The following is a 20,701-nucleotide window of genomic DNA, read 5'->3' as shown; positions in this document are numbered from 1 at the left end:
CTGACTACGCGCGCTTAACCTCACAGGTACTGAGCATCCGCCACTCAGCAGGCAGCACCCGCGTTTCCCCTGTCACATTAACCGTCACCGCCTCGCGAATATCCGCCGACGATGCGCCAACCTGCAGTTCAAACTCGCCCGGCTCAACGATGCGTTTCCCGTCCCGACGGGTAAAGTTGAACATCTCAACCGGTAGCGTAAAGCTGAGCGTGGCGGTTTCGCCCGGCGAGAGCGTGACGCGCTGGAAGGCTTTCAGCTCCTGAAGCGGTCGCACCTGGGTGGCGACCTTATCCCTGACGTAAACCTGCACCACCTCGCTGCCGCTGCGTTCCCCGGCATTGGTGATATCCACGCTCAGCGTCACCTCGCCGTCGACCGGCACGCTGCTTTCAGCTACGCGGGCAGCCCCCCAGCTAAACGTCGTCCAGCCAAGGCCGAAGCCAAACGGATAACGTGAACCGAAGTGGAACGCAAACGGCGTGCCGCCGCTTTTGAGCTTGTGATTGTAGTAATACGGCATTGCCCCGGCGCTTTTCGGCACGCTCACCACCAGACGCCCCTGCGGCTCTGCGCGTCCCGTTAGCACGTCCGCGATCGCCCAGCCCCCTTCCTGCCCGGGCGCCCACGCCACCAGCAGCGCCGCGATCTTATCCTCCAGCCCCTGCAGATTGTACGGGCGCCCGCCAGTCATCACGACAATCACCGGTTTGCCCGTCGCCACCAGCGCCTCCAGCAGCTGTTGCTGCACGCCCGGCAGATTCAGGGAGTCGGTGTCGGAACCTTCCCCCACGGTTCCGCTCTGGAACAGCCCGGCGAGATCGCCCACGCAGGCCACCACCACGTCACTCTCCTGCGCCGCGTTCACGGCCTCGGGGATCAGCGCGGTACTTTGCGAGACCGGCGACTGCTGCATCGGCTTACCGCCGCTGTCGCCCGGGAAGACCGGCGCACCCGCCATCCGTTTCTCGATGATGTGACACCCTTTGGCGTAACGGACCTGCGACGCGCCGAGGTAATGTTCCAGCGCCGCGCGCGGGGTCGTTACCTGCGAGGTCTCTTCCACCATATCGCTGATGATCAGATGTACCGGGAAGCTGTAGCCGCTGAGCAACGCCAGCGGATCGTCTGCCGTCGGCCCCACCACCGCCACGCGGGGCTTACCGCAGAGCGGTAAAATACCGTTGTTTTCCAGCAGTGTGACCGATTTTGTCGCCACCTCCCGCGCGGCCTGGCGGGTCAAATCATTTTGCAGATCGATACCGTTCTCATCCGCGTACGGGTTTTCAAACAGGCCCAGGCGGAATTTTTCGGTCAGCACGCGCGCCACGATCTCATCCACCCTGGTCATAGAAATCAGTCCGCGCTCAACGGCGTCCGCCAGATGGCGCGCACAGTCATCTTTCGGCAGCTCGACGTCCAGCCCGGCGTTAAAGGCCAGCGCGGCGGATTCGGCCGCATCGTGGGACACACCGTGATGCTGGTGCAGCAGGCTGACGCCGCCGTAATCCGCCACAATAATGCCGTCGAAGCCCCACTGTTCGCGCAGGACGGTGGTCAGCAGGAAGCTGTCGCTGTGCCCCGGCTGATTGTCGATATCGTGGTAGGCCGGCATCACCGACCCGGCATTGGCCAGCTTCACCGCCATTTCAAACGGCAGCAGGAAGGTGTCGTTCAGTTCGCTAAAGCCCAGATGTACCGGCGCATGGTTGCGCGCCCCTTCGCTGAACGAGTGGCCCACGTAGTGCTTGAGCGTCGCCAGCAGATCGCGCCTCTCGCCCTGCACCCCTTTCACGTAGGCGGTTGCCATCACCCCCACCAGCCAGGGATCTTCCCCGAAGGTCTCTTCGGTTCGCCCCCAGCGCACGTCGCGGGAAACGTCCAGCACCGGCGCCAGTCCCTGCTGGCAGCCGACGGACCGCGCCTCTTTACCGATCTGCTCTGCCGCGCGCTGTACCAGTTCAGGATCCCAGGTAGAGCCATAGTTCAGCGACGACGGGAACAGGGTGGCGTCTTTGCACAGCAGCCCCACCAGGCACTCTTCATGGAACAGGGCCGGAATGCCGAGGCGCGTCTCTTCCATCATCATGCGCTGCAGGCGGTTAGCGGCGCGCACCCCAGTTTTCGCGTCAACGATATGGGTACCCAGCGGACGGGTGATCTGCCCGACGCCCAGCTTTAGCCGTTCACTCAGCGCTGCCTGCTCGCTCACGCCGGCGAATTCATCGCTGAGATCGCTGCGTTCGCGGTGGTTGCCGTTTTCATCCAGGATCAGCCAGTACGCATGCATCTGGGCGAACTTCTCTTCCGGGATCATACGCGCCAGTAAATCGGCGACGCGCTCGTGCACGGGACGTCCCGCGTCCTTATAGATAGCTGTCATGTTTTACTCCTGTAGTGCGGAAGGGATTGTTTGGCTGAGCTGCCCCGCGTCGGGTCTCACCTCACGCTTGCTGGCCAACTCCCGGGCGATGGAATCCACCAGCCGACTGTTGAGCTTGTAGATAGCAAGCAGCGCGACCATGCAAAGGAACAGCGCGCAAGGGATAAGGGTGAACAGCGCGTTAATCGTAGAGAGTACGTGGGGTGCCTGAGTTGCCTGTCCCGGGGCGTAATCCACCATGCCCAGCACCCAGCCGACCACCGCGCCACCCAGCGCCAGGCCGAATTTGATGGCAAACAGTGCGGTGGAAAAGACCAGCCCGTCCAGGCGGCGGCCACTGCGATGCTCTTCGTAGTCGACCACATCGGAGAACATGGTCCACTGCAGCGGCGTGGTCAGGTTTTGCACAAAGCTAAAGACGATGTTGAGGCCAAAAATCAGCCACACCTGCGAAGGCGGCAGGAAGAAAATCAGCGCGCCGAAAATAACGAAGGAAATAATGGTCCACTGATAGGCGCGCACGCGGTCAAATTTCCCCAGCAGCCGTTCAGATAATAATGCGCCGCTTAAGGAGGCGACCATTCCGGAAACAATAAAGGCAAAAACCAGCTCTGGGCGCAACAGCACGTAGTTCACGTAATACATCGTGGCGGAACCGCGCGTTACCACCGCCGTTAACAGCAAAATATTAAACAGGAAAACAATGCGCCACTGGCTGTTTCCGGCCAGCAGTTTTAAATCGGTGAGCATCGAGCCGGAGGTATCATTGCGCGGCGAATAGCGCTCTCGGGTCATGAGGAAACAGCAGAAAAAGAGCACAATGCCCAGCAACCCCATCAGGCTCATGGCATAGAAATAGCCTTTCTGCACGTTGCCCTGGCCTAACAGTGAGACCAGCGGCAGGGCAATCACCGTCACAATCAACCCGCCGATAAACGACAGGCCAAAGCGCCACGACTGCAGGGAGTGACGCTCGCGCGGATCCAGCGTCAGCGCGCCGGGCATGGCGCAGTAAGGTACGTTAATGGCGGAGTAAATCAGGCTTAAGATCGCGTAGGTCACACAGGCATAAACGATTTTCGCCGTCGGCCCCACGTCCGGTACATAGAAAGTAATGAGGCAGCTTACGCCAAACGGAATGGCGAACCACAGCAGCCAGGGACGGAAACGACCGTGACGCGTCTGGGTGCGATCCACCAGGGCGCCAATGCACGGGTCGACAAACGCATCAACCACGCGCACCACTAAAAACATGGTGCCCATGATTGCGGCGGGTAGCCCAAAAACGTCCGTATAGAAATAAGCGAGAAATAAGGTTGCCGTTTGCCAGACCAGCGCGCTGGCCATATCACCTAAGCCATAACCTATTTTATCTTTGGTACGCAATACAGAGGAGAGTGTCATTGTTATTTGCCTTTTTATCAGGTTAAAACGTATTTCAACCAGTTGCGCATCACTGAAAGGGAAATGCGCAGTAAGGCTCAAGTATTAGCAACGCGTTGCGCGCTAACAATTGTCTAAATTGACAGACAAATTATGATATTTGGTTTTTTACTTTATTTGTGATGGGGAGCAAATAAGAGGAAAAATAAAAAAGGCGAGGAGATATCTCCTCGCCTTTATCCGTTTTTAAGCGGTTACTTGTTCAGTTCCGCCAGGCTCAGCCAGGTTTGCACCACCGTATCCGGGTTCAGGGACAGGCTATCAATCCCCTCTTCCATCAGCCAGGCAGCGAAGTCTTCATGGTCGGATGGACCCTGACCACAAATCCCGACGTATTTGCCCTGCTTCTTCGCCGCGCGGATGGACAGGGAGAGCAACGCCTTCACCGCCTCGTTACGTTCATCGAACAGCTCGGAGACCACGCCGGAGTCGCGGTCCAGACCCAGCGTCAGCTGCGTCATGTCGTTCGAACCGATAGAGAAGCCGTCGAAGTGCTCCAGGAACTGCTCGGCCAGCAGGGCGTTGGACGGAATTTCACACATCATGATGATCTTCAGCCCGTTCTCGCCGCGCTTCAGCCCCTGACGCGCCAGCTCGTCCACAACCGCTTTCGCCTGATCCACGGTACGTACGAACGGAATCATGATCTCCACGTTGGTCAGCCCCATGTCGTTGCGCACGCGCTTCACCGCCTCACACTCCAGCGCGAAGCAGTCGCGGAAGCTGTCGGACACGTAGCGTCCGGCCCCGCGGAAGCCCAGCATCGGGTTCTCTTCTTCCGGCTCGTAGCGCTCGCCGCCGACCAGGTTGGCGTATTCGTTAGACTTAAAGTCAGACAGACGCACAATCACGCGTTTCGGATAGAAAGCGGCACCCAGCGTCGCGATCCCTTCGGTCAGACGGCCAACGTAGAACTCTTTCGGCGAGTCGTAGCCTTTCATCATCTCGCGGATTTCGTTCTGCAGCTTCGGCTCCTGGTCGTCAAACTCCAGCAGCGCACGCGGGTGAACGCCGATCATACGGTTGATGATAAATTCCAGGCGCGCCAGGCCTACGCCTTCGTTCGGCAGGCAGGCGAAGTCGAATGCGCGGTCCGGGTTACCGACGTTCATCATGATCTTCAGCGGCAGGTCCGGCATGGTATCCACGCTGGAGCTCTTCACGCTGAAGTCGAGGATATCGGCATACACGTAGCCGGTATCGCCTTCGGCACAGGAGACGGTCACGTTCTGTCCGTCCTTCATGCGCTCGGTAGCATCACCGCAGCCGACAACCGCAGGAATACCCAGTTCGCGGGCAATGATCGCCGCGTGACAGGTACGGCCACCGCGGTTGGTGACGATAGCCGCCGCTTTCTTCATGATCGGTTCCCAGTCCGGGTCGGTCATGTCGGTCACCAGCACGTCGCCGGGCTCAATACGGTTCATCTCGCTGATGTCGTGGATCACTTTCACCGGACCAGCACCGATGCGGTGACCGATAGCACGGCCTTCCGCCACGATTTTGCCCTGGGCGTGCAGCGTGTAACGCTCCATCACCTGGCCGCGAGAGCGGACGGTTTCCGGGCGCGCCTGCACGATAAACAGCTTGCCGGTGTTCCCGTCTTTCGCCCATTCGATATCCATCGGACGGCCGTAGTGTTTTTCAATCTGCACCGCCTGCTTCGCCAGCTCCTGCACTTCGGCGTCGGTCAGGGAGAAGCGGTCGCGCTGCTCCTGCGGTACGTCTTCAATTTTAACCTGCTTGCCATGCTCCTGGGTCGGGGCATAGATCATGCGGATTTTTTTCGAGCCCATGGTGCGGCGCACCACCGCCGGACGGCCAGCGGCCAGCGTAGGCTTGTGAACGTAGAATTCGTCAGGGTTTACCGCCCCCTGTACAACCATCTCACCCAGACCCCACGCGGAGGTGATAAACACCACCTGGTCGAAGCCGGATTCGGTATCAATGGAGAACATCACGCCGGATGAGCCCACGTCCGAGCGCACCATGCGCTGCACGCCAGCGGAAAGTGCCACGCCGCGATGGTCGTAGCCCTGGTGCACGCGATAGGAGATGGCACGGTCGTTAAACAGGGAAGCAAACACGTGCTTCACGGCCACCAGCACCGCATCGTAACCCTGGACGTTCAGGAAGGTTTCCTGCTGCCCGGCAAACGAAGCGTCCGGCATGTCTTCCGCGGTCGCAGAGGAACGCACGGCAAAGGAGGCCTGAGCATCGTCAGCAGAGAGCTGGTTGTATGCGTCGTGAATGGCTTTTTCCAGTTCCGGCTGGAAAGGTGTGTCGATGATCCACTGGCGGATCTGCGCCCCGGCTTTGGCAAGCTCGGTGACGTCATCAATATCCGTTTTATCCAGCAGGTCGTAAATGCGCTGGTTAACACCGCTCTGGTCTAAAAACAGGTTAAAGGCATCGGCGGTGGTGGCAAACCCGTTCGGTACGGAGACACCCATACCCGACAGGTTTGTAATCATTTCACCCAGGGAGGCATTTTTGCCCCCAACTCTGTCTACATCATTCATGCCGAGTTGGTTATACCAAAGCACCAGCGGTGACGAGCCATTGTTGGACATCGAAACAATCCTTTTGTGATATTTGATCGGAGTAAGTAACACCTGACTACGTATTTATACTGGCATATTTATTTCCGCTAAAAAAACGGTGAATCGTGTAAGCAATTTAAAATTTCAACTTTTCGGATACTTTCCCATCAACGATTAACCCGATGATTCCTCTATATTCAGCCAGAAACCCCAAAAATAAAGTCGCTATTTGAAAAATGAAATCCACTTTTCAGGAAAATCAAAAACAGCGTTTCATTCATAATTAGGATAAGTTCTTTGCTGTGTAAATTACTTTTTTAATTTATGCTTTCAGACAATTACGTCTGATATTCAGGGTGGGTAAAATGGATAGTGCTGTCGATCGTCACGTTTTTTATATTTCTGATGGTACGGCGATCACCGCCGAGGTGCTGGGCCACGCGGTGATGTCGCAGTTTCCCGTATCGATCAACAGCATTACGCTGCCGTTTGTCGAAAATGAGAGCCGCGCCAAAGCGGTGAAGGACCAGATCGACGCCATTTACCAACAGACCGGCGTCCGCCCGCTGGTGTTCTACTCCATCGTGATCCCCGAGATTCGCGCCATCATTCTGCAGAGTGAAGGCTTCTGTCAGGATATCGTGCAGGCGCTGGTGGCTCCGCTGCAAAGTGAGCTGAAGCTCGACCCGACGCCTATCGCCCACCGTACCCACGGGCTGAACCCCGGCAACCTGACCAAGTACGACGCGCGTATCGCCGCCATCGATTACACCCTCGCGCACGACGACGGTATCTCTCTGCGTAATCTCGACCAGGCGCAGGTGATCCTGCTTGGCGTGTCGCGCTGCGGCAAAACGCCGACCAGCCTCTACCTGGCGATGCAGTTCGGCATTCGCGCCGCCAACTACCCGTTTATTGCTGACGATATGGATAACCTGGTGCTGCCCGCCGCCCTTAAGCCGCTGCAGCACAAACTGTTCGGGCTGACCATTAATCCGGAACGCCTTGCTGCCATCCGCGAAGAGCGCCGCGAGAACAGCCGTTACGCCTCCATGCGCCAGTGCCGGATGGAGGTCTCCGAAGTGGAAGCCCTGTACCGCAAAAATCAGATTCCGTGGCTGAACAGCACCAACTACTCTGTGGAAGAAATTGCCACCAAAATTCTCGACATCATGGGACTTAACCGTCGCATGTACTAATATGCTAGTACATTAGCTCAGATTCAGGTATCATCATCGGCAACCACGGGGCGGTGTCGCCCCGAACTTGAAATCAGCAGGGATTGGTTTAAGGTGATGCCCATCACTTCCCGGTAGTCTGCCGATGAAGCAAAAATTTTCTGAGACATTCCATGAATAAAACCGATGAACTCCGCACTGCGCGCATTGACAGCCTGGTTACGCCGGCTGAACTGGCCCAGCGGCATCCTGTTTCCGCTGCCGTTGCGGAACACGTGACGGCCTCCCGCCGCCGCATTGAAAAAATACTGAATGGTGAAGACAAGCGTCTTCTGGTGGTGATTGGTCCCTGCTCCATCCACGATCTGGATGCCGCGATGGATTATGCAAAACGGCTTCAGGGCCTGCGGGATAAGTATCAGCACCGCCTTGAGATTGTGATGCGAACCTACTTTGAAAAACCGCGGACCGTGGTGGGCTGGAAAGGGCTGATTTCCGACCCTGACCTGAACGGCAGCTATCGCGTGAACCACGGCATTGAGCTGGCACGTAAGCTGCTTTTGCAGGTCAACGAGCTGGGCGTGCCGACCGCCACCGAGTTTCTTGATATGGTGACCGGGCAGTTTATCGCCGATCTGATCAGCTGGGGCGCGATTGGCGCACGCACCACCGAAAGCCAAATCCACCGCGAGATGGCCTCCGCCCTCTCCTGTCCGGTCGGCTTTAAAAACGGGACCGATGGCAATACCCGTATTGCGGTTGATGCCATCCGCGCTGCCCGTGCCAGCCACATGTTCCTGTCGCCGGACAAGAGCGGTCATATGACCATCTACCAGACCAGCGGTAACCCGTACGGGCACATCATCATGCGCGGCGGCAAGAAACCCAATTACCATGCACAAGATATTGCGGCGGCCTGTGAAACCCTGGCCGAGTTCGACCTGCCGGAACATCTGGTGGTGGACTTCAGCCACGGCAACTGCCAGAAGCAGCATCGCCGCCAGCTGGACGTCTGCGATGAGATCTGCCAGCAGATCCGCAGCGGTTCAACCGCCGTAGCAGGGATTATGGCGGAGAGCTTTATCAAAGAAGGCACGCAGAAAATCGTTGCTGGCCAGCAGATGGTGTACGGACAGTCGATCACCGACCCGTGCCTGAGCTGGGAAGATAGCGAGCTGCTGCTGGAGAAACTCGCAGCAGCCGTGGACACACGCTTTTAACATCCTGCCGGGTGGCGCTGCGCTTACCCGGCCTACGATTCTTGCCGTTGTAGGCCCGGTAAGGCGAAGCCGCCACCGGGCTTTTCATTGCACAATATTGATCCTCTCGCCCTTTTTTCACAAAAACGCTTGCCGTGAATTTGCAGTTTATTGATAATGATTATCATTGTTACATTGATTGTTATTTATAAACATTATGTCACGTACGGATAACAGCGCGGCAACGCCAGCAAAAACAGACACAGCACCAGCCCCAACCGAGCGTCGGATTGACAGCAAAACCCTGCTCGGCGATGAGGGCCGGGTCATTATCGAGCATGACGGCCAGCGCTATCTGCTGCGCCAGACCCATGCCGGAAAACTGATCCTCACAAAATAAACAACACAAAAAACTACGCCAGCCACCCAGGTAAACCCCAGGCAGCCAGCGCTTTTCAATTCTAATGGAGAGTTGCTATGCCACACCTGCCTTCCGCGTCTTTACGCCCGTCACTTCTGACGCTGGCGATTGTCAGCGCCCTGCCGACCGCGGCGTTTGCTGCCACAGATGACATTACCGTCACCGCCACGGGCAACGCCCGCAGCGCCTTTGAAGCCCCCATGATGGTGAGCGTGATTGACGCCAGCGCGCCGGAGAAGCAAACCGCCAGCTCGGCGGCCGACCTGCTGCGTAACGTCCCCGGACTGACGCTGGACGGCACCGGGCGCACCAACGGGCAGGACGTGAACCTGCGCGGCTATGATCGTCGCGGCGTGCTGGTGCTGGTTGACGGCGTGCGTCAGGGCACCGACACCGGTCACCTGAACAGCACGTTCCTCGATCCGGCGCTGATTAAACGTATCGAAGTGGTTCGCGGCCCGTCGGCCCTGCTGTACGGCAGCGGCGCGCTGGGCGGCGTGATTTCCTATGATACCGCCGATGCGAAAGATCTGCTGGAGCCGGGTAAAAACAGCGGCTACCGCGTGTTTGGGACGGGCGCGACGGGCGATCACAGTCTTGGCATGGGGGCCAGCGCCTATGGCCGCACCGACACCCTGGACGGTCTGGTGGCCTGGTCCAGCCGGGATCGCGGTGATATTCGCCAGAGCGACGGAGCAACCGCCCCTAACGACGAATCCATCAATAACATGCTGGCGAAAGGCAGCTGGAAAATCGACCCGGCCCAGACCCTGAGCGGCTCCCTGCGCTACTACAATAACGACGCTCAGGAACCGAAAAACCCGCAAACCCCCGGAGCGGACAGCAGCAACCCGATGACCGATCGCTCCACCATTCAGCGTGACGCGCAGGTGGGCTATCACATTGCCCCGGAAGGTAACGACTGGCTGAACGCCGACGCGAAGGTCTACTGGTCCGAAGCGCGCATTAATGCCCAGAATATCGACAACAGCGGCGAGTTCCGCAAGCAGACCACCAAAGGCGGCAAGGTGGAAAACCGCACCCGCCTGTTCAGCGACACCTTAGCAGCACACCTTCTGACCTACGGCGGAGAATACTATCGTCAGGAGCAGCATCCGGGCGGGGCAACCACCGGCTTCCCGGAGGCGAAAATCGACTTCAGCTCCGGCTGGCTGCAGGACGAAATCACCCTGCGCGATCTGCCGGTCACCCTGCTGGGCGGCACGCGGTATGACAACTACCGCGGCAGCAGCAATGGCTACGACGATGTCGATGCCGACAAGTGGTCATCCCGCGCCGGGTTAACCGTCAGCCCGACCGACTGGCTGATGCTGTTTGGCTCTTACGCGCAGGCGTTCCGCGCGCCCACCATGGGCGAAATGTACAACGACGCCAAACACTTCTCTATTGGCCGCTTCTATACCAACTACTGGGTGCCGAACCCGAACCTGCGCCCGGAAACCAACGAAACGCAGGAGTTTGGTTTCGGTCTGCGCTTTGACGATCTGCTGCTTGCCAACGATGCGCTGGAGTTTAAAGCCAGCTATTTCGATACCAAAGCCAAAGACTACATCTCCACCACCGTCAATTTCGCGGCGGCAACCACCATGTCGTATAACGTCCCGCACGCCAAAATCTGGGGCTGGGACATGATGGCAAAATACTCTGCCGACCTCTTCAACCTCGACCTGGCCTACAACCGCACGCGCGGGAAAGATACCGATACGGGCGAGTACATCTCCAGCATCAACCCGGATACCGTCACCAGCAAGCTGGACATTCCGGTGGCGCAGAGCGGTTTTTCCGTCGGCTGGATTGGCACCTTTGTCGATCGCTCAACGCATATCAGCAGCAGCTACAGCGAGCAGCCGGGCTATGCGGTCAATGACTTCTATGTCAGCTATAAGGGCCAGGAACGGTTCAAAGGCGTGACCACGACGCTGGTACTCGGCAACGCCTTCGACAAAACGTACTGGTCACCTCAGGGCATTCCGCAGGACGGCCGTAACGGGAAGATTTTCGTCAGTTATCAATGGTAATCCCTTCGCCCCGGCTGACCGGGGCATTGCTTTGAAAGGAAGAGACAATGAATCACTACACACGCTGGCTTGAGCTAAAAGAAGAAAATCCGGGTAAGTACGCGCGCGACCTTGCAGGGCTAATGAACATCAGCGAAGCGGAGCTGACCTTTGCCCGCGTGGGCCACGACGCCTGGCGACTGCACGGTGAAGTCCGCGAGATCCTGGGCGCGCTGGAGGCGGTGGGCGAAACCAAATGTATCTGCCGCAACGACTACGCCGTTCACGAGCAGGTCGGGAACTTCACCAACCAGCACCTGAACGGCCATGCCGGGCTGGTACTGAACCCGCGCGCGCTGGATCTGCGCCTGTTCCTCAATCAGTGGGCAAGCGCGTTTCACATCAGTGAAGCCACCACCCGCGGCGAGCGGCAAAGCATCCAGTTCTTCGACCATCAGGGCGATGCCCTGCTGAAGGTCTACGCCACGGACAACACCGACCTTTCCGCCTGGGGCGACGTGCTGACCCGTTTTATCTTTGCCGATAATCCACCGCTGGCGTTAAAGGCGCCCGACGCGCCTGCTCACGCGGAAAGTCCGCAAGCCGCCCTCGTGGACAAAGAGTGGCGCGCCATGACCGACGTGCACCAGTTCTTCAGCCTGCTCAAACGTCATAACCTCAGCCGCCAGCAGGCGTTTCGCCTGGTGGGGGACGATCTGGCCTGTCGGGTAGAGAACAGCGCGCTGGCGCAGCTGCTGGAGACGGCGCGTCGGGACGGCAATGAAATCATGGTCTTCGTCGGCAACCGCGGCTGCGTGCAAATTTTCACCGGCGTGGTGGAAAAGCTGGCGCCGATGAAAGGCTGGCTGAACATCTTCAACCCAACCTTTACCCTGCACCTGCTTGAAGACGCGATTGCCGAGACGTGGGTCACGCGCAAACCGACCGCGGACGGGCATGTAACCAGCCTGGAGCTGTTTGCCGCCGATGGGACGCAAATCGCCCAGCTGTACGGCCAGCGTACGGAAGGCGAGCCGGAGCAGAGCCAGTGGCGCAGCCAGATTGACGCCTTAACGGCGAAAGGGCTGGCCGCATGAAACGGTGGCTTGCCCTGTTCAGCGCCCTGCCCCTGCTGGCGTTTGCTGCGCCGCAGGAGAAAATCATCACGCTCGGCGGCGACGTCACCGAGATTGTCTACGCCCTCGGCGCGGCTTCTTCCCTCGTGGCCCGCGACAGCACCAGCCAGTGGCCGCAGGCGGCAACCGCACTGCCGGACGTGGGCTATCTGCGCCAGCTCAACGCGGAAGGGATCTTATCCATGCGCCCTACGCTGGTGCTGGCCAGCGCCCAGGCGCAGCCGTCTCTGGCGCTCAAGCAGGTTGAGCAAAGCCACGTCAGGGTCATCGCAATTCCTGCCGGTAACGATCTGAGCGTCATTGACGAAAAGGTACGGATCGTCGCTGAAGCGACGCACCGCGAGGCCGAGGGGGAAGCCTTGCGCAACACGCTGCGTCAGGCGCTGTCGGCACTTCCCGCGTCACCGCTCAATAAGCGGGTGCTGTTTATTCTCAACCACGGCGGGATGACCGCTATGGCTGCCGGACAACAGACCGGCGCGGACGCGGCCATTCGTGCGGCGGGGCTGCAGAACGCGATGCAGGGGTTCACCCGCTATCAGCCGCTGTCTCAGGAAGGCACGATTGCCAGCCGACCCGATCTGGTGGTGATTTCGCAGGACGGCATCAACGCCCTGGGTGGGGAAGCGAATCTGTGGGCGCTGCCCGGCCTGGCGCAAACCCCGGCAGGACGGAACAGGCAGGTGCTGGCGATTGATGACATGGCGCTGCTGGGCTTCAGCGTGCGAACGCCGGAAGCCATCCGGGAGTTGCGTGCCAAAGCGGAGCAACTGCCCTGATGTCCCGGCGAGCCGCCCTGTCATTATGGATGCTGGCCGCGCTGCTGGTCGTCACGACGCTGACGGCCAGCGGTATTGGCGCGCTGCGCCTGCCGGTCAGCCTGCTGTGGAACGGCACCGACGAGGCCCTGCGTCAGATCTGGCTGACGATCCGCTTGCCTCGCGTGCTGCTGGCACTGGCGATCGGCGGTTCGCTGGCGCTGGCGGGCTGCGTGATGCAGGGGCTGTTTCGCAACCCGCTGGCGGATCCGGGCCTGCTCGGCATCAGCAGCGGCGCGGCGCTTGCCGTCGCCCTGTGGGTAGTGCTTCCGCTCTCGCTGCCAGCGCTGGTGATGCTGTATGCCCCGATGCTGGCGGCGTTTCTCGGCGCGCTGGCCGCCACCGTCGTGATTTTCCTGCTCAGCCGACAGCGTGACGCTTCCCTGTCGCGCCTGCTGCTGGTAGGGATTGCCATCAACGCCCTGTGCGGCGCCGCCGTCGGCGTGCTGTCATGGCTCAGCAATGATGCCCAGCTTCGCCAGCTTTCCCTCTGGGGAATGGGCAGCCTCGGCCAGGCGCAGTGGTCGACGCTGCTGGCCGTCGCGTCGCTGATGATCCCCACCCTGCTGGCGATCTGGCGTCTGGCTGGGCCCCTCAACCTGCTGCAGCTGGGCGATGAAGAGGCGCACTATCTCGGCGTGGAGGTTCCCGCCGTGCAGCGGATCCTGCTGTTGTGCAGTGCCCTGCTGGTGGCTGCCGCCGTTGCGGTCAGCGGCGTGATCGGTTTTGTCGGCCTGGTGGTGCCGCACCTGGTGCGCATGTGGCTGGGAGCCGACCACCGGGCCACGCTCCCCGGCTCGGTGCTGGCCGGTGCGCTGCTCCTGCTGGTGGCCGATACGCTGGCGCGTAGCCTGGTCGCCCCAGCGGAAATGCCGGTCGGCTTATTGACCAGCCTTCTCGGCGCGCCGTGGTTCCTGTGGCTTATCTTTCGTCGCGGAGGTGCGCATGGCTGAACGCTATTGTGCAGAAAACCTTGTTTTTCGCGCCGGGCAACGCACGCTGATTCACGACGTGACGCTGACCTTATCTCAGGGCGAGCTGGTGGCGCTGATTGGCCCCAACGGCGCCGGGAAATCGACGCTGTTGCGGCTGCTTACCGGCTACCTTAAACCTGCGGGCGGACGGTGCAGCCTGGCGGGCACACCGCTTGCGGCCTGGCAGCCGGACAAGCTCTCCCGCTACCGGGCGGTGATGCGCCAGAACACGCAGCTCGGATTTGACTGGCCGGTTGAGGCGGTCGTCGGTATGGGCCGAGCGCCCTGGACCCGCACGCCTGAAGCGGCGGTGATCGAGGAGGTCCTGGCCATCACCGGCTGTTTACCGCTGGCGGGCAGGCAGTTTGCCGCGCTCTCCGGCGGCGAGCAGCAGCGCATTCAGCTCGCCCGCGCGCTGGCTCAGCTCTGGTGCGACGGTGCGCCGCGCGGCTGGCTGTTTCTTGATGAACCCACGTCTGCGCTCGATCTCTATCACCAGCAGCATCTCCTGCGCCTGCTGAAATCCCTGACCAGCCGGGGACATCTGCACGTTTGCGCGGTGCTGCACGACCTCAACCTGGCAGCGCTGTGGGCGGATCGCCTCCTGCTCCTGCACAGCGGCAGGATCGTGTCTCAGGGAGAGCCGGAAACCGTTTTGCAGGCCGATGCGCTGGCGCACTGGTACGGCGCACAGGTTCATGTCGGCAGGCACCCGGCTCACGCCGCGCCGCAGGTGTTTCTTGTCCCTTAATCGGGCTGATAAAAATCCTTCAGCGTTTCCAGCAGGGCATGCGCCGCTTTTGAAAGCTGCGTATGCCCTGGATGGATCACTCCGATACACTTTTCAATAGGCGGACTGTCCAGCGGAATACAGACCGCGCCCAGCGACGCCATCTGCGTCTTGCAGAGCGCCGGTACGGCGCTGCCGCCCAGCCCGCTTGCGACCATCCGCCCGACCGTCACCAGCTGATGACTTTCAAGCGCGACGTCCAGCTTTCTGCCGCTTCGCGCCAGCTCCTCTTCCATCATCAGACGCACCGCCGACGGGCGCTGCAGAGTGATGAAATCCAGCGTCAGCAGCGCTTCCCATGTCAGGCGCTTTTTGCTCGCCAGCGGGGAATCTTTCGGCACAATGGCAACAAAGCGGTCGAGACCCAGCGGGGTAAACAGCAGGTTATGCGTGGGCGCGGGCTCAAAGGCGATGCCCATCTCGACCCGCCCTTCCCGCACCATCTCAATCACCTGCTCGTTAATCACGTCATGCACGGTGACGTTGATCCCGGCATGGCGATCGCGAAACGCTTTCAGCACCTCGGGCAGGACATTCGCGGCAAACGACGGCATCGCCGCGACCGAGATTTTACCGCGCTGCAGGGTAAAGCACTGGTGCATCGCCTCTTCGACATTATCCCAGTCGGCAAGCAGCTGCCGCGCCATCGGCAAAAACGTCTCGCCCTCCTGCGTCAGCGCGACCTTGCGCGTGCTCCGCTGCATCAGCGGCCCGCCGAGCGCGTCCTCCAGGGCTTTAATCGTCAGGCTCAGAGCTGGCTGGGAGAGATTCAGCCGTTCGCTGGCGTGGGCGAAATTCAGAGTGTGAGCTACCGCTAAAAACGCGCGTAACTGTTTGACACTCATTCTCATTTTTCATCCTGTTAACTAATTGAAAAAATTTAGTTAACAGGAAATTAATAAAAAAACCAAATGAGTGGGTCACAAATTCAAAATTAACAAATGAGTTGCCGCCCCTAATGATACCGCCACGGTTAAGAGGAGGAATGACGATGGCGGGACTGGATAAGCGCGTCGACAGCTATGCGCAGGCGCTGGATGGGCTGACGGACGGGATGACTTTGCTGGCGGGCGGCTTCGGCCTGTGCGGTATTCCGGAGAACCTGATTGCAGAGGTCAGACGCCGTCAGGTGAAAGATCTGACGGTGGTATCAAACAACTGCGGCGTGGACGGCTTCGGTCTCGGGCTCCTGCTTGAGACGCGGCAGGTTCGTAAGGTAGTGGCTTCTTACGTCGGCGAAAACGCGCTGTTCGAGCAGCAGGTACTGAGCGGTGAACTGGAGATTGAACTCACGCCTCAGGGCACGCTGGCGGAAAAGGTGCGCGCGGGCGGCGCGGGTATTCCGGCATTTTACACGGCCACCGGCTACGGCACGCCCGTGGCTGCGGGCAAAGACGTGCGCCAGTTTGCCGGTAAGCATTACATCCTCGAAGAGGCCATTACGGGGGATTTCGCGCTGATCAAGGGCTGGAAAGCGGACTGGTACGGCAACGTCGTCTACCGGCATACCGCGCAAAACTTTAATCCGCTGATGGCAACGGCGGGCCGGATAACGGTCGTCGAGGTGGAGGAGATTGTTGCGCCGGGTGAGCTGCCCCCGTCGGCCATTCATACCCCGGGCATTTACGTCGACAGGCTGATTGTTGGCCAGTTTGAAAAACGCATTGAACAGCGCACGCTGCGCGCGGAAGGAGTGTGACGATGTTAACCCGTGAACAGATGGCCATGCGCGTCGCCCGCGAGCTGCGCGACGGATATTACGTCAACCTGGGGATCGGCATTCCTACCCTGGTGGCGAACTACATTCCGGAAGGAATGGACGTGATGCTTCAGTCGGAAAACGGGCTGCTGGGGATGGGCGCGTTCCCTGACGAGCAGAGCCTCGACGCCGACATGATCAACGCCGGTAAACAGACCGTGACCGCACGGACGGGCGCGGCCATTTTCGACTCGGCCCAGTCGTTTGCCATGATCCGCGGCGGCCATGTTGACCTGACGGTGCTGGGCGCGTTTGAGGTGGACGTCGAAGGCAATATCGCCTCGTGGATGATCCCCGGAAAGATGGTCAAGGGGATGGGCGGCGCGATGGATCTCGTCGCCGGGGCGCAGAACATTATCGTGGTGATGACCCACGCGTCAAAAAGCGGTGAGTCAAAGCTGCTGTCGCGCTGCACGCTGCCGCTTACGGGCGCGGGCTGCATCCGCCGGGTCTTAACCGACCTCGCGCTGCTCGAGGTCGCGGACGGCGCGTTCATCCTGCGGGAATACGCCCCCGGCGTCAGTATCGACGAAATAGCAGCCAAGACGGCCGGAAAAATGATTGTGGCGGACGACGTTCGCGAGATGCGCTTTAGCTGAGGACTCAGGATGAAAGAGGTCATGATTGTCGGGGCAACGCGGACCCCCATTGGCAGTTTTCGCGGATCGCTCGCGCCCCTCTCTGCGGCTGAACTGGGGGCCGTCGCGGTTCATCGTCTGCTTGAAAACAGCGGTCTTCCTGCTGAGACGATAGATGAGGTGATTTTCGGCCAGGTGCTGACGGCGGGATGCGGACAAAACCCTGCGCGTCAGACGGCCATCGCCGCCGGATTACCCGTCAGCACGCCAGCGACAACGGTCAACCTGGTGTGCGGCGCGGGATTAAAAGCGGTGCAGCTCGCCGCGCAGGCGATCCGCTGCGGCGACGCTGAGGTAGTGATTGCCGGCGGACAAGAGAGCATGAGCAACGCCCCCTATCTGCTGGACGGCGCGCGTTCAGGGCTGCGTTTTGGCCATACGGGCCTGCAGGACTGCATGATCACGGACGGTCTGTGGGACGCGTTCAACGATTACCACATGGGGATCACCGCTGAAAACGTCGCCCGGCAGTACGGCATTTCCCGCGAGCAGCAGGACGCCTTCGCTGCCCGGTCGCAGCAAAAAGCGGCCTCCGCCGCCGAAGCGGGCCGGTTTGATGCCGAGATAGCCCCGGTGACGGTGAGGCAGGGTAAAAAGCTGCCACTTATTGTCAGCCGTGACGAGCAGCCCCGGCCAGGCACCACCGCCGAGCAGCTTGCGCAGCTGCGCCCCGCCTTTTTGCAGGAGGAAGGCACGGTCACGGCGGGAAATGCCTCCACGCTCAACGACGGCGCCGCGGCGGTGCTGCTGATGAGCGGCGAAAAGGCGCGGGAGAGCGGGCTGCCGATTCTGGGGCGCATCGTGAGCTATGCCGTAACGGGCGTTGACCCGTCGGTGATGGGCATCGGGCCGGTCAGCGCCTGCCAGACGGCGCTGGCGCGGGCGGGCTGGACGCTCGATGACGTGGACCTCATCGAAGCCAATGAAGCCTTTGCCGCCCAGGCGCTGGCGGTGGGCCTGCAGCTCGGCTGGGATGAACGCAGGGTGAACGTTAACGGCGGCGCGATCGCCCTCGGTCATCCGATTGGTGCCTCAGGCTGCCGCATCCTCGTGACGCTGCTTTACGAAATGCAGCGCCGTGACGTCAAAAAGGGGCTCGTCACCCTGTGCGTAGGCGGCGGGCAAGGCATTGCCCTCACCGTCGAGCGTTAAACATCTCGTTGGTACCTGAATAATAATGACAGTGAGGAGTCGTGATGAGTGTATTAATTGCCCTGGCGGCGCTGGCGCTGCTGATGCTGGCGGCCTATCGCGGATATAGCGTGATTTTGTTTGCGCCGATTGCGGCGCTCGGTGCGGTACTGCTGACCGATCCGGGCGCCGTTGGCCCGACGTTTACCGGTCTGTTCATGGAAAAAATGGTGGGCTTCGTCAAGCTCTACTTCCCGGTGTTCCTGCTGGGGGCGGTGTTTGGCAAACTGATTGAGCTTTCCGGCTTCTCGCGCTCCATCGTCGCCGCAGCGATTCAAATCCTCGGTCGTCGCCACGCCATCCCGGTGATTGTCCTGGTGTGTGCGCTGTTAACCTACGGCGGCGTGTCGCTGTTCGTGGTGGCGTTTGCGGTTTACCCGTTCGCCGCGGAACTGTTCCGCCAGAGCGGCATCCCTAAACGACTGATCCCGGCCACGGTAGCGCTGGGGGCATTCTCGTTTACCATGGATGCCCTGCCCGGCACGCCGCAGATCCAGAACATCATTCCCACCAGCTTCTTTGGTACCAACGCCTGGGCCGCGCCGTGGCTGGGGCTTATCGGCTCTCTGTTCATTATCGTCTTTGGCCTGCTCTGGCTGGAACGCCAGCGGCGTAAGGCGCTCAGCAACAACGAAGGTTACGGCACGGATCTGAAAAATGAACCGGAGACGCCGGACAACATTAACCTTCCGCATCCGCTGATTGCCATCGCCCCGCTGCTGGTGGTGGGCATACTCAACCTGCTGTTTACCCGCTGGATCCCCGGCTGGTACGGCACGAGCCACGAGCTGACCCTTCCCGGTCTGGCGAAACCGATCGTGACCGAGGTGAGCAAGATCACCGCCATCTGGGCCGTGGAGGCGGCGTTGATCGCCGGTATCGTGCTGGTGCTGATTTTTGGCTTCCGCAACATCCGGGGACGCCTGGCAGAAGGCAGCCGGACGGCGGTGAGCGGTGCCATTCTGGCGGCGATGAATACCGCCTCGGAGTACGGTTTCGGGGCGGTTATCGCCGCCCTGCCCGGTTTTCTGGTGTTATCCCACGCGCTGGCGGCCATTCCGAATCCGCTGCTGAATGAAGCCATCAGCGTGACCGTTCTCGCGGGGATCACCGGCTCGGCGTCCGGCGGGATGAGTATTGCGCTCGCCGCCATGTCCGACACGTTTGTCGCCGCCGCGCACGCCGCCAATATCCCGCTTGAGGTACTGCACCGCGTGGCGTCAATGGCGAGCGGGGGAATGGATACCCTACCCCATAACGGGGCGGTGATTACCCTGCTGGCTATCACTGGCCTGAGCCATCGCCAGGCCTACGGCGGCATTTTTGCTATCACGATTATTAAAAGTCTGGCAGTGCTTTTTGTCATTGCCGTGTTCTATCTGACCGGCATTGTGTAAGGAGAGAAAGATGAATCTGAACGGTAAAACCGCCCTGGTCACCGGCTCGACCAGCGGCATTGGCCTGGGGATCGCCCGCGTGCTGGCGAAGGCCGGGGCGCAGCTGATCCTCAACGGTTTCGGCGACAGTGAATCAGCAATTGTTGAGATTGCGCAACTGGGCAAAAAGCCGGGCTATCACGATGCGGACCTGCGTGACGTCCTGCAAATTGAAGCCCTGATGCGCTACGCCGAATCGCAGTTTGGCGGCGTGGACATTCTCGTCAACAATGCAGGCATACAGCACGTGGCGCCGGTTGACGCGTTTCCGGTGGAGAAATGGAACGACATTATCGCCATTAACCTCTCGTCGGTGTTTCACACCAGCCGGCTGGCACTCCCTGCCATGCGCGAGAAAAACTGGGGGCGCATCATTAATATCGCCTCCGTTCACGCGCTGGTCGCGTCAAAAGAGAAGTCGGCCTATGTGGCAGCCAAGCACGGCGTGGTGGGCTTTACGAAATCGCTGGCGCTGGAAACCGCGCGCACCGGCATTACCGCCAATACGATCTGTCCCGGCTGGGTGCTGACCCCGCTGGTGCAGCAGCAAATTGACAAACGGATCGCTGACGGCGTACCGCCGGAGCACGCTCGCGAACAGCTTCTGGCGGAGAAACAGCCTTCGGGCGAGTTTGTTACCCCGGAGCAGCTGGGTGAACTGGCGCTGTTTTTGTGCAGCGACAGCGCCGTTAACGTTCGCGGCGCCGCGTGGAATATGGACGGCGGCTGGGTCGCGCAGTGATGTTCAGACCGGGTAAAGCGAATCCGCCCCCCGGC

General features: G+C 60.2%; 17 protein-coding genes. 13 read left to right on the top strand and 4 right to left on the bottom strand.

The features are described 5' to 3' along the window. Positions 1-4: 4 nt before the first annotated feature. From ACMGGQ_RS07220 to ppsA, 3 genes are all read right to left on the bottom strand, one after another. Complete coding sequence (locus ACMGGQ_RS07220; RefSeq protein WP_420289770.1) at positions 5-2,380, bottom strand: glycoside hydrolase family 3 N-terminal domain-containing protein; 2,376 nt, start codon at positions 2,378-2,380, stop codon at positions 5-7. Positions 2,381-2,383: 3 nt separating this feature from the next. Further along, a complete protein-coding gene (locus ACMGGQ_RS07215; protein WP_420289769.1) occupies positions 2,384-3,784 on the bottom strand; it encodes an MFS transporter in 1,401 nt (466 codons plus the stop codon). A gap of 233 nt (positions 3,785-4,017) precedes the next feature. Further along, complete coding sequence (gene ppsA / locus ACMGGQ_RS07210) at positions 4,018-6,396, bottom strand: phosphoenolpyruvate synthase (protein WP_008500643.1); 2,379 nt, start codon at positions 6,394-6,396, stop codon at positions 4,018-4,020. Between the two features lie 335 nt (positions 6,397-6,731). On the opposite strand from ppsA, the gene ppsR reads away from it, so the two are divergent. The 8 genes from ppsR (at position 6,732) to ACMGGQ_RS07170 (ending at position 14,861) form a co-directional block, all read left to right on the top strand. Next, positions 6,732-7,565, top strand: a complete 834-nt coding sequence (gene ppsR / locus ACMGGQ_RS07205) for a posphoenolpyruvate synthetase regulatory kinase/phosphorylase PpsR (RefSeq protein WP_008500644.1) — start codon at positions 6,732-6,734, stop codon at positions 7,563-7,565. Positions 7,566-7,717: 152 nt separating this feature from the next. Then, complete coding sequence (gene aroH / locus ACMGGQ_RS07200; RefSeq protein WP_008500645.1) at positions 7,718-8,764, top strand: 3-deoxy-7-phosphoheptulonate synthase AroH; 1,047 nt, start codon at positions 7,718-7,720, stop codon at positions 8,762-8,764. A gap of 196 nt (positions 8,765-8,960) precedes the next feature. After that, the gene (gene hemP / locus ACMGGQ_RS07195) at positions 8,961-9,143 is read left to right on the top strand and encodes a hemin uptake protein HemP (protein WP_024909414.1); all 183 of its coding nucleotides are present in this window, start codon (positions 8,961-8,963) and stop codon (positions 9,141-9,143) included. 77 nt (positions 9,144-9,220) lie between these two features. After that, positions 9,221-11,203, top strand: coding sequence for a TonB-dependent hemoglobin/transferrin/lactoferrin family receptor (locus tag ACMGGQ_RS07190; protein ID WP_420289768.1), 1,983 nt, complete (start codon positions 9,221-9,223; stop codon positions 11,201-11,203). 47 nt (positions 11,204-11,250) lie between these two features. Then, the gene (gene chuS, locus ACMGGQ_RS07185; RefSeq protein ID WP_353143842.1) at positions 11,251-12,279 is read left to right on the top strand and encodes a hematinate-forming heme oxygenase ChuS; all 1,029 of its coding nucleotides are present in this window, start codon (positions 11,251-11,253) and stop codon (positions 12,277-12,279) included. After that, on the top strand, positions 12,276-13,097 hold the full coding sequence (locus ACMGGQ_RS07180) for a heme/hemin ABC transporter substrate-binding protein (RefSeq protein WP_045910276.1): 822 nt from the start codon (positions 12,276-12,278) through the stop codon (positions 13,095-13,097). Before chuS ends, ACMGGQ_RS07180 begins: the two co-directional genes overlap by 4 nt. Further along, positions 13,097-14,089, top strand: coding sequence for a FecCD family ABC transporter permease (locus tag ACMGGQ_RS07175; RefSeq protein ID WP_048222666.1), 993 nt, complete (start codon positions 13,097-13,099; stop codon positions 14,087-14,089). Before ACMGGQ_RS07180 ends, ACMGGQ_RS07175 begins: the two co-directional genes overlap by 1 nt. Further along, the gene (locus ACMGGQ_RS07170; protein WP_420289767.1) at positions 14,082-14,861 is read left to right on the top strand and encodes a heme ABC transporter ATP-binding protein; all 780 of its coding nucleotides are present in this window, start codon (positions 14,082-14,084) and stop codon (positions 14,859-14,861) included. Before ACMGGQ_RS07175 ends, ACMGGQ_RS07170 begins: the two co-directional genes overlap by 8 nt. Here the strand turns inward: ACMGGQ_RS07170 and ACMGGQ_RS07165 are convergent. Next, positions 14,858-15,751, bottom strand: coding sequence for a LysR family transcriptional regulator (locus ACMGGQ_RS07165; RefSeq protein ID WP_420289766.1), 894 nt, complete (start codon positions 15,749-15,751; stop codon positions 14,858-14,860). The genes ACMGGQ_RS07170 and ACMGGQ_RS07165 overlap by 4 nt on opposite strands. 140 nt (positions 15,752-15,891) lie before the next feature. On the opposite strand from ACMGGQ_RS07165, the gene ACMGGQ_RS07160 reads away from it, so the two are divergent. From ACMGGQ_RS07160 to ACMGGQ_RS07140, 5 genes are read left to right on the top strand one after another with little or no spacing between them, the layout of a single operon-like run. After that, on the top strand, positions 15,892-16,599 hold the full coding sequence (locus ACMGGQ_RS07160) for a CoA transferase subunit A (RefSeq protein ID WP_045910273.1): 708 nt from the start codon (positions 15,892-15,894) through the stop codon (positions 16,597-16,599). 2 nt (positions 16,600-16,601) lie between these two features. Continuing rightward, positions 16,602-17,258: a CoA transferase subunit B gene (locus tag ACMGGQ_RS07155; RefSeq protein ID WP_420289765.1), complete on the top strand. Its 657-nt coding sequence runs from the start codon at positions 16,602-16,604 to the stop codon at positions 17,256-17,258. Positions 17,259-17,267: 9 nt separating this feature from the next. Continuing rightward, on the top strand, positions 17,268-18,449 hold the full coding sequence (locus tag ACMGGQ_RS07150; RefSeq protein WP_420289764.1) for an acetyl-CoA C-acetyltransferase: 1,182 nt from the start codon (positions 17,268-17,270) through the stop codon (positions 18,447-18,449). Positions 18,450-18,490: 41 nt separating this feature from the next. Further along, on the top strand, positions 18,491-19,885 hold the full coding sequence (locus tag ACMGGQ_RS07145) for a GntP family permease (protein WP_176252831.1): 1,395 nt from the start codon (positions 18,491-18,493) through the stop codon (positions 19,883-19,885). Between the two features lie 10 nt (positions 19,886-19,895). Further along, a complete protein-coding gene (locus ACMGGQ_RS07140; protein WP_420289763.1) occupies positions 19,896-20,666 on the top strand; it encodes a 3-hydroxybutyrate dehydrogenase in 771 nt (256 codons plus the stop codon). The last annotated feature ends 35 nt before the right edge of the window (positions 20,667-20,701 follow it).

Origin of the sequence: Enterobacter sp. BNK-13, from assembly GCF_048685015.1 — a bacterium.
GTDB lineage: Bacteria > Pseudomonadota > Gammaproteobacteria > Enterobacterales > Enterobacteriaceae > Enterobacter > Enterobacter quasiroggenkampii.
This window is presented reverse-complemented; position numbering and strand designations above follow the sequence as displayed.